This is a genomic window from Collinsella sp. AM33-4BH (assembly GCF_003469205.1).
In the GTDB taxonomy this organism is placed as follows: domain Bacteria; phylum Actinomycetota; class Coriobacteriia; order Coriobacteriales; family Coriobacteriaceae; genus Collinsella.
The window spans coordinates 109,017-122,940 of the sequence record NZ_QSIN01000003.1 but is presented as its reverse complement, the minus strand read 5'-3'; the positions used below and the strand labels follow the sequence as shown (position 1 = coordinate 122,940).

The 13,924-nt window shown below is 60.5% G+C and carries 14 protein-coding genes; 6 read left to right on the top strand and 8 right to left on the bottom strand.

Annotation, left to right across the window (positions count from 1 at the left end; genetic code table 11):
* The first annotated feature begins 241 nt into the window (after nt 1-241).
* On the top strand, nt 242-946 hold the full coding sequence (locus DW821_RS03555; RefSeq protein WP_118065624.1) for a class I SAM-dependent methyltransferase: 705 nt from the start codon (nt 242-244) through the stop codon (nt 944-946).
* A gap of 48 nt (nt 947-994) precedes the next feature.
* On the opposite strand, the gene DW821_RS03550 is transcribed toward DW821_RS03555, so the two are convergent.
* A complete protein-coding gene (locus tag DW821_RS03550) occupies nt 995-1,291 on the bottom strand; it encodes a hypothetical protein (RefSeq protein WP_118065622.1) in 297 nt (98 codons plus the stop codon).
* 76 nt (nt 1,292-1,367) lie between these two features.
* Here DW821_RS03550 and DW821_RS03545 point away from each other — a divergent pair, with 76 nt between their 5' ends.
* Complete coding sequence (locus DW821_RS03545) at nt 1,368-1,856, top strand: GNAT family N-acetyltransferase (RefSeq protein WP_118065620.1); 489 nt, start codon at nt 1,368-1,370, stop codon at nt 1,854-1,856.
* A 120-nt stretch (nt 1,857-1,976) separates the two neighbouring features.
* Here the strand turns inward: DW821_RS03545 and mscL are convergent, their stop codons facing one another.
* On the bottom strand, nt 1,977-2,402 hold the full coding sequence (gene mscL / locus DW821_RS03540; protein WP_118065618.1) for a large conductance mechanosensitive channel protein MscL: 426 nt from the start codon (nt 2,400-2,402) through the stop codon (nt 1,977-1,979).
* A 244-nt stretch (nt 2,403-2,646) separates the two neighbouring features.
* On the opposite strand from mscL, the gene DW821_RS03535 reads away from it, so the two are divergent.
* The 3 genes from DW821_RS03535 to DW821_RS03525 all read left to right on the top strand — a co-directional run bounded on the left by DW821_RS03535 (nt 2,647) and on the right by DW821_RS03525 (nt 8,407).
* Nucleotides 2,647-4,650, top strand: coding sequence for a translation factor GTPase family protein (locus DW821_RS03535; protein ID WP_118065616.1), 2,004 nt, complete (start codon nt 2,647-2,649; stop codon nt 4,648-4,650).
* A gap of 93 nt (nt 4,651-4,743) precedes the next feature.
* Entirely contained in the window at nt 4,744-5,862 is a 1,119-nt protein-coding gene (locus DW821_RS03530; RefSeq protein WP_118065614.1) for an AAA family ATPase, read from the top strand.
* 52 nt (nt 5,863-5,914) lie between these two features.
* Nucleotides 5,915-8,407 (top strand): excinuclease ABC subunit UvrA, encoded by a 2,493-nt coding sequence (locus tag DW821_RS03525; protein ID WP_118065613.1) that lies wholly within the window; start codon nt 5,915-5,917, stop codon nt 8,405-8,407.
* 29 nt (nt 8,408-8,436) lie between these two features.
* Here the strand turns inward: DW821_RS03525 and DW821_RS03520 are convergent, their stop codons facing one another.
* The 4 genes from DW821_RS03520 to DW821_RS03505 form a co-directional block, all read right to left on the bottom strand.
* Entirely contained in the window at nt 8,437-9,036 is a 600-nt protein-coding gene (locus DW821_RS03520) for a tRNA (cytidine(34)-2'-O)-methyltransferase (RefSeq protein WP_118065611.1), read from the bottom strand.
* A 101-nt stretch (nt 9,037-9,137) separates the two neighbouring features.
* On the bottom strand, nt 9,138-10,268 hold the full coding sequence (locus tag DW821_RS03515; protein ID WP_118065609.1) for a GTP-binding protein: 1,131 nt from the start codon (nt 10,266-10,268) through the stop codon (nt 9,138-9,140).
* An 86-nt stretch (nt 10,269-10,354) separates the two neighbouring features.
* Entirely contained in the window at nt 10,355-10,696 is a 342-nt protein-coding gene (locus DW821_RS03510; protein ID WP_022093957.1) for an arsenate reductase family protein, read from the bottom strand.
* A gap of 36 nt (nt 10,697-10,732) precedes the next feature.
* Entirely contained in the window at nt 10,733-11,338 is a 606-nt protein-coding gene (locus tag DW821_RS03505; RefSeq protein ID WP_118065607.1) for a flavodoxin family protein, read from the bottom strand.
* 404 nt (nt 11,339-11,742) lie between these two features.
* On the opposite strand from DW821_RS03505, the gene DW821_RS03500 reads away from it, so the two are divergent.
* A complete protein-coding gene (locus DW821_RS03500) occupies nt 11,743-12,063 on the top strand; it encodes a DUF3784 domain-containing protein (protein ID WP_117635527.1) in 321 nt (106 codons plus the stop codon).
* 286 nt (nt 12,064-12,349) lie between these two features.
* On the opposite strand, the gene DW821_RS03495 is transcribed toward DW821_RS03500, so the two are convergent.
* A complete protein-coding gene (locus DW821_RS03495) occupies nt 12,350-13,153 on the bottom strand; it encodes a diguanylate cyclase domain-containing protein (protein WP_158567533.1) in 804 nt (267 codons plus the stop codon).
* Nucleotides 13,119-13,883: a GGDEF domain-containing protein gene (locus DW821_RS03490; RefSeq protein ID WP_118065603.1), complete on the bottom strand. Its 765-nt coding sequence runs from the start codon at nt 13,881-13,883 to the stop codon at nt 13,119-13,121. Before DW821_RS03490 ends, DW821_RS03495 begins: the two co-directional genes overlap by 35 nt.
* Nucleotides 13,884-13,924 lie beyond the last annotated feature (41 nt).

Genomic DNA, 13,924 nt, shown 5'->3' with positions numbered 1-13,924 from the left:
AAGGCGTAACAAGGAGTTGGTCTAAGGAGGAGCCATGATGTACGGAACAGGGCAAGTGCGCGAGTCGCGGTCGTTGGGAAGGCGCATGAGCGATTCCGTGATCGCTGCCGTATGCACGGGATTGATGGCGGTGCTTTGCATTGGGATGCTGTGGGCCATGTCGCATGTGGGACAATAGCGGACGGTTGAGTGCCGACAGGGGCGGCGCTCACGTATTCATTTTGCTTGTGAAGGAGTGTCCATGGGCGTCATCGATCCCTTTTCTGTTGCTCGGGCCGCGGGGCTTGAGCTGATCGGGAAGCCCGAGGGCCTCACGCTCACCGACGGCGCGATGGAGCTGCGTGCCGATTTTGCCCGCATGCTTCCAAGGCTCAAGCAGGGCCGTCTGCAGCAAGAGCTGCTGGTGAAAGCTGCGCGCACAAAAGGCATCGAGAGCCCATGGGCGATTGACGCCACGGCAGGCTTTGGCGAGGATTCGCTGCTGCTGGCCGCCGCGGGCTTTACCGTCGATTTGTATGAGCAGGATTGCGTGATCGCGGTGCTCCTTAAAGATGCCCTGGATCGCGCGGCAGATGATCCGGCGCTTGCGGCTGCCGTGTCGCGCATGCGCTTACATGCGGGCGAGGACAGCATTGCCGGCCTTCGCCATACGGCTGAGCTGGTCGAGCACGGTGAGCTCGCGGCTCCCGATGTGGTGTATCTGGACCCCATGTTTCCCGAGCGCACCAAGAGCGCGGCGGTTAAAAAGAAGTTCCAGCTCTTGCACCATTTGGAGCAGCCGTGCGCCGATGAGGAGACACTGGTCGAAGCTGCGCTTGCGCCGCGCCCGCGCAAGGTTGTTATCAAGCGACCGGTGAAGGGGCCGCTGCTTGCCGGCGTTAAGCCGAGCTATCAGCTTGCGGGCAAGGCCGTTCGTTACGATGTTTTGGTGCCGCCGCGCCCGTAGCCTGCGCGCGATGGCCGGTGCTGCGTGAGCGCCGCGCCGATGCGGGGCCTATTTCCAAGGGTGGGACGTCAGGTGCCATCCGCCGCAGTATTCGCATTTATAGCAGGCCAAGCCACGACGCCCGTGGTTTTCGCAGTCGGCCATAACGGCCTCGGCCTCGGCGCGTGTGTCGTAGCGGTTTTTGCGCTCGCACGATTTGTAGCGCCAGGCCTCATCGCGTTCGGCGTCCAGGGCGTCGCGGCGCTCGTCCTCGCGCGCAAAAAGGTCGCTCATATCGCCGCCGGTGGCAGCGCCCAAAAACTCACTTTTGGTCTTTGACCAGGCGGCTCGCTTTTTGCTTCCCATCCGCTCCTTGCCCTTTCCAAACGCTGGTATGATTGCTCAATCAAAGTGATACCAATAAACGTGAGGTAGCCGCGTGATGATCAGAAAAACCCTCGAGACCGACATTCCCGCCGTCATGGCCATCTATGATGCCGCCCGCGCCTTTATGCGCGCGCATGGCAACGCCACGCAGTGGCCCGAGGGCACGCCTTCGGCCGAGCAGCTGGCTGCCGATATCGCCGCCGGTGGCAGCTATGTGTGCGAAGTCGACGGTCGCGTGGTGGCGACGTTTGCCTTTTTGCCGGGCCCGGACGAGTGCTATGACGTCATCGAGGACGGTCAGTGGCACAGCGACACTCCGTACGCCGTGCTGCACCGTGTGGCGTCCGACGGCACCGCGCACGGTATCGCGGCCGCGATGTTTGCCTTTGCCAAAGAGCGTGCCGATCACCTGCGTATCGACACGCATCAGGACAACCTGCCCATGCAGGGTGCGAGTATTAAGGCGGGGTTCGAGCGCGCCGGCGTCGTGTATGTGTCAGACGGCACGCCGCGTGTTGCGTTTGACTGGCTGCGCGAGGTGTAAGAGCCGGGCCTCACGGCAATAATTCATTCGAACAAAAAATGGCCCCAAACGGGGCCAAATTTAGTTGATTGTAGCGTCTGGGGTGCTTGCCGTGTGGTTGAAAGTGCTGCGCCTACGCGACTATTCCTTGGGCAGCTCACTTCCGCAATGGCAACACTTGGTCGCGCCCTTGTGCACCTCTTCTAGGCAATAGGGGCAGACGGGCTTGGGCGCAGCTTGTTCGGCGGCGGTACCGGCGAGCTTGTCACCAATCTCCTGCGCCTTGTTGAATGCCTTGACGATGGCAAAGACGATCGCCGCCACAATCAGAAAGTTGATGCACGCGCCGATAAACGCGCCAAAGTCGATATTGGTGCCCGGCACCACCAGCCCCGAGATCTCGGTGGCGCTGCCGCCGGCAATCACGGAGATAAGCGGGTTAATGATGTTATCGGTCAGCGAGGTCACGATGGCAGTGAATGCGCCGCCGATAATCACGCCGACGGCCATGTCCATCACGTTGCCGCGATTGATAAATTCCTTGAACTCGTTGAGCAATGCCTTCATGGTGGCTCCTCGCTGTTGTGGGGCGCGCGTTGTTATCGCCCTAGATGAGTCCTGGCAGACAAAAGGGGAGGTGCCGGCTTTCGCAAGGCGCGAACCTACGAAAATCGCCGCGCGGCAACGCGGGGCGATGAGCTCGGTCGGGGGATAGGGCCCGCTTCGCCCGCCGGCCCGTAAATTGTATCATCCAGTGTGGAACGAGGATGCCCATTGTCGCGTGCGATGGGCTTGCAATAAGAGGAGAGCCATGTCGAAGCAAGCGGTCGTTGGAATCTTGGCGCACGTTGATGCCGGCAAGACCACGCTGGCCGAGTCCATGCTGTTCAACGCGGGCCGCATTCGCAAGCGCGGCCGCGTTGACGATGGCGATTCGCATCTGGACACTAACGCGATCGAGCGCGAGCGTGGCATCACGATTTTCTCGTCGCAGGCCGTGTTCGACCACGGTGATACCCACGTCATGCTCGTGGATGCACCGGGGCATGTCGATTTTTCTGCCGAGGCGGAGCGCACGCTGCGTGCGCTCGACTACGCGATTTTAGTTGTGGGCGCCAACGATGGCGTGCAGGGGCACACCGAAACCCTGTGGCGCCTGCTTGCACGCTATGACATTCCGACGTTCATCTATATCAACAAGATCGATTTGGAGAATCCCGGCCGCGATGTTTTGCTGGCACAATTTGGGCAGCGTCTTTCCGAAGGCTGCTTGGATGCCAGCGAACTGCTGGCGGGCGGCGCCGTTCAGGAGGACGCTGCTGCGTTGGACGAGGCGGCGCTCGATGAGTTTCTTGAGGCGGGCGAGCTTTCTGTTGCAACGCTGTCGCGCATGGTTGCCGAGCGCAAATTGTTTCCCTGCTTTGCGGGCTCGGCGCTCAAGGACCAGGGTGTGGCAGAGCTACTCGACGGCATATGCGCTCTGATGCGCGAACGAACATGGCCCCAGGAGTTCGCCGCGCGTGTCTACCGCGTGAGTCGTGGAGACCGTGGCGAGCGTCTTACCTGGGTCAAGGTGACGGGCGGCATACTGCATGCCAAGCAGATGATTGGAGGACGTTCCGGTGCCGAGGCATGGGAGCAGAAGGTCGATCAGGTACGCATCTATAACGGCGAGAAGTATGAGCTTGCCCAAGAAGTTGCTGCTGGCGGTATTTGTGCTGTGACGGGTCTTGCGCATGTCCGCCCATGGGACGCTCTGGGCGCGGAGCCTGCGGGCGATGCGCCTGTCATTGCGCCAGTCCTCACCTATACGGTGCTTCCGGGCGAACACGATGTCCATGCGGTGTTCAAAGCACTGACTGAGTTGGCGGACGAAGATCCTATGCTCGGCGTAAGCTGGAATACGCATCTTGAGCAGATTCATTTGCAGTTGATGGGCGCTGTGCAACTCGAGGTCGTGCAGCGGGTGTTGGCCGATCGCTTTGGCCTTTCGATTGCGTTTGAGCCTGGCGGCATTCTCTATAAGGAGACTATTTCGCAGCCGGTCGAGGGCGTGGGCCACTTTGAGCCACTGCGCCACTATGCCGAGGTGCATCTGCGTCTGGAGCCGTTGCCAGCGGGTTCGGGCGTGCAGTTTGGCACCGTGACCTCGACCGACGAGCTCGATCTTAACTGGCAGCGTTTGGCACTCACCAACGCCATGGAGCGCGATCACCTGGGCGTGCTGACTGGCTCGCCCATCACCGATGTGCGCATTACGCTCACGGGCGGCCGCGCGCATGCCAAACACACCGAGGGCGGCGATTTTCGCCAGGCCACGTACCGTGCGATTCGCCAGGGACTCATGCAGGCGCGTGAGGCCGGCGCGGCGGTGCTGTTGGAGCCGTGGTATCACTTTGAGCTTGAGGTACCGGGGGAGTGCGTGGGCAGGGCGCTCTCGGATGTCACGCGCATGGGCGCCGAGTACGAGCCGCCGGCGATGGCGGGCGACCGGGCGAAGCTTGTGGGTCGCGTGCCGGCATCCGAGGTGCAGGATTATGCGCTGGAGGTGGCTGCCTATACGAGTGGCCGCGGCCATCTGTACCTGGAGTTCGCCGGCTATGCGCCTTGTCATGATGCCGAGCGTGTCATCGAGGCGGCCGCCTATGAGCCCGAGGCCGATTTGCCCAACACGCCCGATTCGGTCTTTTGCTCTCACGGCGCCGGCTACACCGTCAAGTGGTACGACGTACCCGCCGCGGCGCACGTAAAGGTCGATCCCGCCACCTTCCGCCCCTGGCGAGCAGCAGACGCGGAATTTTTCGGCCACATGTGACAAAAGGACAGTCCCTTTGTCACATCGAGTTGGTATAACTCGGTATAAGTTGGTATAACTATTGCCAGCCTTTGCCAATCCGAGGAGGCCGACATGAATCCAAATCCCTTTAAGCCCACGGCTGGCAAGCGGCCTCCGATACTCATCGGTCGCGAGTCGGTCATCGAAGATTTCGAGGAAGGACTCGATAACGGCGCCGGAGCGCCGGGTAGGCTCATGCTCATTACGGGAAACCGCGGCTGTGGCAAGACGGTTCTCCTGCGAGAGCTGCAACGTCTAGCCAATGAGCGCGGATGGGCGGTTGTCTCCGATTCCGCTTCGCTTGGCTTATGCGACCGCTTGGCCGACGCGCTTCGCTCGAATAAACCCGTTGTGACGTCAACGGAATTCGGTCCGTCGTTTGGCCGGATGTCGGTCGAGGCGGCGCGAACAAAGGGCGAAACGTTGCGAGGGCTGGTCAACGAGCGCCTTAAGAAGCTCGGTCCAGGCAAGGGCATACTGTTTGCGATTGACGAGGCGCAATCGGCGTCTATCGAGGAACTGGCGGCTCTTGCCGTTCTCTATCAGCAGGTGCTGGGAGACCAGGATGCCACGGGCTTGCCCGATAGCGACCAGCGCGGTCTTGCGCTGGTGTTCGCCGGCTTACCCAGTATGGTTGACGATCTGCTCGAAGAGCCGAGCGTGACGTTTTTGCGGCGTGCCCAGCAGCGTACGCTGGGGGCGATATCTTTGCCCAAGGTGCGCGATTCGTATATCCAGACGGTCAAAAACGCTGGTCTTTACGCTGACGCGGAGACGGCGGACCTTGCGGCGCGCAAAAGCATGGGGCATCCCTATATGGTTCAGCTGGTGGGCTATTACATGTGGCGGTCTGCTGTCCGGCGTGGCTCGCAGGTCATCGAAGGGCGCGATGTCGAGGATGGCCATGCGGATGCCGTCTCCGAGTTCTACGAAGCGGTTGACGCACCTCTGTATTACGGTCTGCGCAGCCCTCAGCGCCTCTTTATCGAGGCTATGGCGGTTGACGAGGACAAGCCGACGCGCACGGCGGATATCATTGAGCGCTGCGACCGTACCCAGAGCTGGGCGAGTAAATATCGCGCAAGCCTGATTCGCGAGCGCGTCATCGAGGCTGCCGGATACGGCCTCGTCCGGTTTAGCGTGCCCATGCTGGGCGAGTACATTCGAGATCGTGTTTTATGGCACGAGTAATGTGACAAAGGGACTGTTCCTTTGTCACATTCGACCAACAGGAAGGGAAGCGATGACGGTGTCGCAACAACCAAGCGCTATCGAGGTGCGCGGTGCACGTGTCCATAACCTCAAGGACATCGATATCGACATTCCGTTGGGAAGGCTCGTGGGCATTGCCGGTGTGTCGGGTTCGGGCAAGAGCTCGCTGGCACTGGGGGTGCTCTATGCCGAGGGCTCGCGCCGTTACCTGGAGGCGCTCAGCACCTATACCCGCCGTCGTCTGACGCAGGCCGAGCACGCCCAGGTGGACGAGGTGCTGCACGTGCCGGCGGCGCTCGCATTGCATCAGCGCCCCAGCGTGCCGGGCGTGCGTTCCACTTTTGGCACCATGACCGAGCTCAACAATAGCCTGCGTCTGCTCTTTAGCCGCTGCGCCCATCACGTGTGTCCGCATTGCGGGACGCGTGTGGAGCCGAGCCTTAACGTGGCCGCGGGCCTGTCGCTCACGTGTCCCGCATGCGGCCACGAGTTCTATGCGCCGGGTGCCGAGGACCTTGCTTTTAACAGCGGCGGCGCGTGTCCTACCTGTGGAGGCACCGGCGTCATGCGCGAGGTGGACGAGGCGAGTCTGGTACCCGATGAGTCAAAGACCATCAACGAGGGTGCGGTGCTTCCCTGGGGCACGCTCATGTGGGATCTGATGAAGCAGGTGGCCGGCGAGATGGGCGTGCGCACCGACGTGCCGTTTAACCAGCTCACGCCCGCCGAGCGCGATATTGTGTTCCATGGCCCGGCGGTCAAGAAGCACATTCTCTACGTTCCCAAGAATGGCGAGGGCGCCACGCCGCTCGACTTTACCTATTACAACGCCGTCTATACCGTCGAGAATGCGCTCGCCAAGGTTAAGGACGACAAGGGACTTAAGCGCGTGGCACGCTTTTTGTGCGAGGGGCCGTGCCGCGATTGCGGCGGCACGCGTCTTTCTGAGGCCGCGCGCCAGCCTCAGGTGCGCGGTATCAATCTGGCGCAGGCGGCCGCCATGACACTGGGCGAGGCGATTGAGTGGGTGCGCGGGGTGCCCGTATCCTTGCCGATCGAGATGCGGCCCATGGCGACGGACATCTGCGATTCGTTTTTGAGTACGGCCCGCCGTCTGGTTGACCTGGGTCTCGATTACCTTTCGCTCGACCGCGCCGGTGCCACGCTGTCTACGGGTGAGCGCCAGCGCGTGCAGCTCGCTCGCGTGGTACGCAACCGATCGACGGGCGTGCTGTATGTGCTGGACGAGCCTTCGATCGGCTTGCATCCTGCCAATGTCGATGGCCTGGTGGGCGTGATGCGCGACCTGGTGGACGACGGCAACACCGTGGTTGTTGTCGACCACGACACGCGCGTGCTGGCAGGAGCCGACTATCTGGTCGAGATGGGCCCCGTTGCCGGAGCGGGCGGCGGTCATGTAATCGCCGCCGGTTCGGTGGACGAGGTCGAACAATCGCAGGGCAGCCGTATCGCCCCGTTTTTGCGCACAGAGTCCAAGCGCATGCGTCCGCAGGTGACTGACGAGGAAATGTTCGACCAGGGTCACATCCGCATGGCAACCGATGCCATCCATACCGTCAAGCCGCTCGAAGTCGATATTCCGCGCGGCCGCCTTGTCGCGGTGACGGGTGTTTCGGGTTCGGGCAAGACGACACTGGTGCTCGAGACGCTCATCCCGGCGCTTAAGGCGCAGGCAGCTGGCGAGCGCCTGCCAAGCCATGTGCGCTGGGTCGACGCCGAGAGTATCGCACGCGCCAACCTGATTGACGCTACGCCCATCGGCGCCAACGTGCGCTCGACGGTGGCGACCTATGCCGACATCCATGATGAGCTGCGCCGCGCCTTCGCCCGCACGCCCGAGGCCAAGGCGGCAGGGTATAAGGCGGGTGCCTTTAGCTACAACACCGGCGCCTTGCACTGCCCCACATGCGATGGCACGGGCTCGATATCGCTTGACGTGCAGTTTTTGCCCGATGTCGAGATCGTCTGCCCTGCATGCCGTGGCTCGCGTTATGCGGATGCCGCCTCGCATATCCATCGCGAGGGCAAGGACGGCAGCCTGCTTACGTTGCCGCAACTTATGGATATGAGCGTGGATGAGGCCCTCGACGCGACCGTCGGACTCAAGAAGGTTCAGGTGCGTTTACAGACCTTGCACGACCTGGGCTTGGGTTATCTCACGCTTGGTGAGCCCACGCCGGCGCTTTCGGGCGGCGAGGCACAACGCCTTAAGCTTGCAAGCGAGATGGGCCGTGTGCAGGACGATGCCGTATTTGTATTCGACGAACCCACCATCGGCCTGCATCCGCTCGATGTTCAAGTGCTGCTGAGCGTGTTTGACGGCCTCGTCGCCAAGGGCGCCACGGTTATCGTGATCGAGCATGACCTCGACCTCATCCATAACGCCGATTACGTGATCGACATGGGTCCGGGCGGTGGCGACGCCGGCGGGCAGGTCGTCTGCGCCGGTACGCCGGGCGACATCGCGGCCTGCTCCAAGAGCATTACCGGTCGCTACCTCTAACCGAATGTGACAAAGGGACTGTCCCTTTGTCACATTCCCGGAAAGCCTGTTTGGCGCAGGGCCTCGTAGAGGACGATGGCGGCGCTGTTGGAGAGGTTGAGCGCGCTGATGCGGTAGTCGTCCGGGTCGACGAAGTTGCCGCAGATATCCTGCTGAAGGATGGCCTCGTGGCTGTCCTCGGTATGTCCGAGCGATTCCTCGTGGGCTTCCCATGCCTCGGCGTTGTCAAGCGAATCGCAATCGCGCAGCATCGGGATGCGCTCGCAGCGCTCGGGCGCCGCGGCAAGCAGTGGCTCGGGAATGCCCGAACTCTCGCTGCCAAAGACCAAGTAGTCGCCGTCGCGGTAGGTACTTTGCGCATAGGTGCGGCGTGCCTTTTTGGTCAGCAGATGCAGGCGCTCGTCGGCAGGGGAGAGGCCGTTGCGCGCAAGGAAATCCTCCCAGCCGGCATAGGTCGTCACGTCCAAGTTTTGCCAGTAGCCCAGGCCGGCGCGACGTACCGTCTTGTCATCGAGCGAAAACCCCAGCGGCTCCACCAGATGCAAGCGAGCACCGGTGACCACGCAGGTACGGCCGATGTTGCCCGTATTGGCCGGAATCTCGGGCGCATACAGCACGATATTGAACATGAATCTCCTTGGCTCAGAATGAAAAACCACCACGAAGGGGACAGGCACCTTCGTGGTGGTTTGGCGGTTACGTGGGCGGAAAAATGCTCGCTTCGTTAAACCTAGGCGCGGTGCCAGTCAGTCAGGCAGGCATCGAGCGCGGCGATGAGCGCATCCTTGTCCATGTGACGGCCGATGATGCACAGGCTCGTCATGCGGTCGCCCGTCTCGTCGTCCCAAATCTGCATGATCTCGGGGTTCTCGTCGATGATCTTCTGCTTCTCGCCCTCGGGCGCCGAGTCGACAAACAGGCCGTTCTCCATCAGGCGCATCTGGTGGCCGGCCTGCTCAAACATGTAGCACATGTCCGGATTGCTGGCCTGCCACAGCGGACCCTTGACGCGGATGACCTCGTCGGGCCACTCCTGCTCAACAAAATCGGTGAACTTCTGCAGGTCAAACGGCTTGCGGCGTGAGTACACAAAGGTCTCGATGTCGTACTCGAGCACCTCGGGGTCGTCGTGCTCCTCGGGATGCTCCATGGCCTCGATCCAAGCGGCGGAGTTGTAGGCGCGCATAAAGTCGAAGCGGTCGGTGTCGAGCAGCTCCTCCATGGGAACCTCGCCGTTTTGCGCCTCGACGATCACGGCGTCCTTCTGCAGGCTGCGCACGATGGCCTTGAGCTCGGCGATCTGCTCGGGGCTCACGGTGTCGGTCTTGTTGAGGATCAGCGTGGAGCAAAACTCGATCTGCTGGATGAGCAGGCTCTCGATGTCGTCCTCGTCGATATCCTCGGCTAGCAGGTCGCGACCGCCGTTGAACTCGTCGTACATGCGGGCGCAGTCGACCACGGCCACGATGTTGTCGAGCGCGAGCTTGGGCTCGCCGCCCACCTTGGCCTCGTCGCAGAAGCTCGAGATGGTGTAGGCGATGGGGATGGGCTCGCAAATACCCGAGGCCTCGATGATGATGTAGTCGAACTTGCCCGAATCGGCGATGCCCTGCAGCTGGTTGGCCAGATCGTCCGAAAGCGTGCAGCAGATGCAGCCGTTGGTGAGCGGGATGAGGTCGTCGGTCTCGGAAAGGCCGCCGTCGGCGATAAGGCTGGCGTCGACGTTGATCTCGCCGATATCGTTGACGATCACGGCGGCGCGGATGCCGCCGTCGTTAGCGAGGATGTGGTTGAGCAGCGTGGTCTTGCCGGCACCGAGGTATCCGGTAAGCATGATGATCTTCACGGGTCTGTTGGGCATGTGCCCTCCTTTGTTAGACATGGCTTACAGTTAAATCTTATGCCAAACGCCTGCTCTTATACCCACGCGCCGGCAAATAACACAGGCTACTCCCAGGCTCCCCACACATCGGGGCAATAACCGACGGTGGCCTTCTTGCCGTTGCGCACGATGGGCTCGGCCAGAACCTGCTGGTTCTCGAGCAGCTTATCAAAGCGCTGGCTGGGGGTGAGGTGCTGGATGAGTGCGAGCGTCTCCTCGTCCTTGGCTTTGGGGTTGAGCAGCTTGTCGATGCCGCCGACCGCCTGCATCACGCTCGTGAGCTCGCCCTTGCTCATCTCCTTTTCCTTAAGGTCGATAAACTGCACCTTAATGCGTCGCTCCTTAAAATAGCGCTGGGCCTTCTTGGTATCGAAGGACTTCTTAGTCCCGAAAATTTGAATATTCATATCTATGTTCCGCCGTTCTACCTGATGAAGTTGGTCCTAGCGCGATCGGCCTGGGGGGGCTTCGATGCCGGCGGCCTTTCCCGCCTCGATGCAACGTAGGAGCCAGGCCATGTTTTTGCCGATGTTTCGCATGGTGGCAAGGCCTTCGGCGTCCTGGGCGGCCTCGCCCGGCATGGCGCCAAAGACGTTGTTCCAGTAGGTGGATGCCACCACGGGCATCTGGTTGATGGTGAAGTATTTGTTGAGCACATCGAAGGTGGTCGACGTGCCACCGCGACGGGCAACGGCGACAGCGGCGCCCGGCTTGTGCGCAAAGGCCTTGCTGCCAGCATAGAATGCACGGTCGAGGGCAGAGAGGATGCGTCCGCTGGGATGCGCGTAGTAGACGGGCGAACCAAAGACAAAGCCGTCTGCCTGCTCGGCAGCGGCAATCAGCTCGTTGACCATATCGTCGTCAAAGGTGCAGCGGCAATCGAGCTTGCCGCACTGGCCGCACCCGATGCAATCGCGAATAGGCTTGGCGCCCAGCTGAAACACCTGCGTCTCAATGCCCTCTGCGTTGAGCTGCTCGGCAATCTCGGCGAGTGCGCGGTCGGTGTTGCCGTTTGCCTTGGGGCTGCCATTGACCAAAAGAACCTTCATCACAAACTCCCTCTGCTGTCGGTGACTTCTGCGGAGGATTATCGCACGAGCGGGCAGATGGCGTGGGGCGCGATTCCAGCGACCGCCCATCATGCGCCCCGTCTCGATCGGTAGCTTCATCCGAGTGTTTCTCGGGGCCGGGAAGCCGGCCCCGAGGGCCAACGGCGGGCTCGCTCACCAGGTACGAGAGGGACACGGTCCAGAGTATGTTGGAGCTCGGGGCCTCATGCAAGCCGATTGTGAGGAGTCTGGGCAGGTCGCCTTCGATGGCGAACTCTGAGGTCTTAGAAGGCGGGCTGCTGCGGCGGCTATGGTTTATACTAAGGCGGTTGCTATCGAGTAATTCATACTTGGTTTGATTCGATTGTGAATGCGTAACTAGGATGGAAAGCAAAGGAAACTCTATGGAAACAGAGGATGCTGTTTGCTTGATGACTTCGATTGCCTTGATTGTCCTTTCAATCCAATACCGAAGAGGAAGATGGCTCTGCTCAATTGCTGGATATGATGTCACAAAAAGGGAGAGCGAGATTGATATACGCCCCTACGCAAAGCTGATTTCTTCTGTGACGTTATGGATGGGGCTGCTGTTTTTCTTGTGGGCGGTAGAGGGCTGGGTACGCGATTGGAATACCAGCGTTTTTGAAGTTTTGGTTCTACTTCTGTTCAGCTTGGCCTCTTTGTCGTTCGTGCGGCTCGTTAGGTTTGTGTTTATGAGGCGATAGCCAGCGGAAGTGGCTGGACGACAAAATGGACCAATGCAGCCAATTGTCAATAGAATTTGATAGGCTTGGCTTAACAGATTTACTCGAGGGCATATCCGTGGCGGGGGATAGGTTCTATCTTGTTGAGCACTTATTTGCATCAGGCAAAGTAAACCAAGAGTATCGAAACGGTGCCCCCGGGCCCGCTAGGGACTGCGGGGGGGGCGTTCGGCTAACTGCGGGTACGGCCTATTTGCCCAATGTGTTCGCCCGAGATCGGAAATTAACCATCATGCGCCCCATAACGCTAGTCCAGCTTGGTGCCCGGTACCTGTGGCGCCTCTTTAATCAGCGCATTAAGTTCGTTCAAAATGGAAACGGGCTGTCGGTCGACGGCGTCCAGATGAAGCGTTGCCACGCGAAGGGGCGGCTGATATTCAAATGAGCCGAGGAGCACGGGCGATCCCAAGAACCGTTCGATTTCGTCTGCAACCGCGTCGGTCTCTTCGGGGTCAAAGTCGTCAAAGAGCGCCACGAACATCGGTCCGGTCGAGCGGAACAGACGACCCTTGCCGCGCGAGCAATCCATGAGGCAGGCGGCGCTTTCTGCCAAAACGCGGTCGCCTGCATCAAAGCCAAAGCGGGCATTGACCTGTGCGATTTCGTCGATTTTAATGGCGATCAAGCCCGCGTTTCGTGCCACGCGACGCATCTCGCCAATGGCGTTGACCAGGGCGTGGATATCGCCCAGACCGGTCACGGAATCGGTCGTATCTGCCAAGCTTCGGTTGGTGACAATGCCCACATACATGTTGGGCTCGGTATCGGTGCCGTCCAGGCGGTAACCCGTGCAGTCGCAAAGCGCGTATTTTCCGGCGGTATTCATGACGCGATACTGCATGCAGTGGAAGTGCCACGTGCCGTTTACCACCATATCGAGCTCGGCACGTACGTTGTCGCGGTCCTCGGGGTGAACACGGGCAAGCCATATATCGAGCGAGTTGTAGGGATGCTGGGAGGGTAGGTCAAAATCGCGCACGGCATTAACCGACCATTGCGATTCGCCGGTGTCGAGGTTAATGATGAACGGATAGCGTGTCTCGGAGCTCATGGAGATCGCTTGGAACACTCGGTCGTTGCAGGGGGGGGGGTTGTTCGGTGACCGGGCGTTGCGGCGCATCGCCTTCTTCCGGTTGTTGCACACGGTACATGAGCTTGTAGCGATACATTTTGCGGTCGGCGTCCTTTGTCATCTGGCGACGCGTATCGCCTGCAAGCGGGTCGACGCGCGAGCAGCCAAAACTAAAGCTGGCGATCATGGGCGCCTTGCCGTCCGATGTTGCCTCGATAAGATTGGCACGCGTCCGCTCCAGGCGCTGCTCGAGCTCGGCTTCGTCTGTCGTGGGGGATATAAGTACAAATTCGTCTCCACCGATACGGAACAGCAGCTCATCGTGCTCCATTGTCTCGGTGAGTGCGCGGCAGATGCTCAGAATGTAGCGATTGCCCTCGGCGTGGCCAAACTTATCGTTGCAATGCTTAAGGCGGTCGATATCGATATAGGCGCAGGTGAAGGGGGTGCCTTTGCGCCAGAGCTGATCGACATGGCGGTCGAGTCCGCCACGGTTGCCAAGATTGGTGAGCGAGTCGATATAGGCGCCGTGCTCAAGCAGCTCGCGTTCTTGTTGCAGGATGGCGAGCGTTTTCTGCAGTTGCTCACCAATGGCACGCAACTCCGGGGGCAGCGCGGCAACATCGAGCTCGGTGGTTGAGGCCCCGTTCGCAAGTCGCTGAAGATGAGCGATGATTGATTGCTCGCCCAGGCGATACGACTCGTTCATGATGGATGACCTCCTTGGATGGAACAATGGTTTGTATCTTA

Excerpts from the sequence above, each read along its gene's own strand:
- DW821_RS03555 (WP_118065624.1), top strand. The coding sequence starts at position 242 with ATGGGCGTCATCGATCCCTTTTCTGTTGCTCGGGCCGCGGGGCTTGAG.
- DW821_RS03550 (WP_118065622.1), bottom strand. The coding sequence starts at position 1,291 with ATGGGAAGCAAAAAGCGAGCCGCCTGGTCAAAGACCAAAAGTGAGTTT.
- DW821_RS03545 (WP_118065620.1), top strand. The coding sequence starts at position 1,368 with ATGATCAGAAAAACCCTCGAGACCGACATTCCCGCCGTCATGGCCATC.
- mscL (WP_118065618.1), bottom strand. The coding sequence starts at position 2,402 with ATGAAGGCATTGCTCAACGAGTTCAAGGAATTTATCAATCGCGGCAAC.
- DW821_RS03535 (WP_118065616.1), top strand. The coding sequence starts at position 2,647 with ATGTCGAAGCAAGCGGTCGTTGGAATCTTGGCGCACGTTGATGCCGGC.
- DW821_RS03530 (WP_118065614.1), top strand. The coding sequence starts at position 4,744 with ATGAATCCAAATCCCTTTAAGCCCACGGCTGGCAAGCGGCCTCCGATA.
- DW821_RS03525 (WP_118065613.1), top strand. The coding sequence starts at position 5,915 with ATGACGGTGTCGCAACAACCAAGCGCTATCGAGGTGCGCGGTGCACGT.
- DW821_RS03520 (WP_118065611.1), bottom strand. The coding sequence starts at position 9,036 with ATGTTCAATATCGTGCTGTATGCGCCCGAGATTCCGGCCAATACGGGC.
- DW821_RS03515 (WP_118065609.1), bottom strand. The coding sequence starts at position 10,268 with ATGCCCAACAGACCCGTGAAGATCATCATGCTTACCGGATACCTCGGT.
- DW821_RS03510 (WP_022093957.1), bottom strand. The coding sequence starts at position 10,696 with ATGAATATTCAAATTTTCGGGACTAAGAAGTCCTTCGATACCAAGAAG.
- DW821_RS03505 (WP_118065607.1), bottom strand. The coding sequence starts at position 11,338 with ATGAAGGTTCTTTTGGTCAATGGCAGCCCCAAGGCAAACGGCAACACC.
- DW821_RS03500 (WP_117635527.1), top strand. The coding sequence starts at position 11,743 with ATGGAAACAGAGGATGCTGTTTGCTTGATGACTTCGATTGCCTTGATT.
- DW821_RS03495 (WP_158567533.1), bottom strand. The coding sequence starts at position 13,153 with ATGAGCTCCGAGACACGCTATCCGTTCATCATTAACCTCGACACCGGC.
- DW821_RS03490 (WP_118065603.1), bottom strand. The coding sequence starts at position 13,883 with ATGAACGAGTCGTATCGCCTGGGCGAGCAATCAATCATCGCTCATCTT.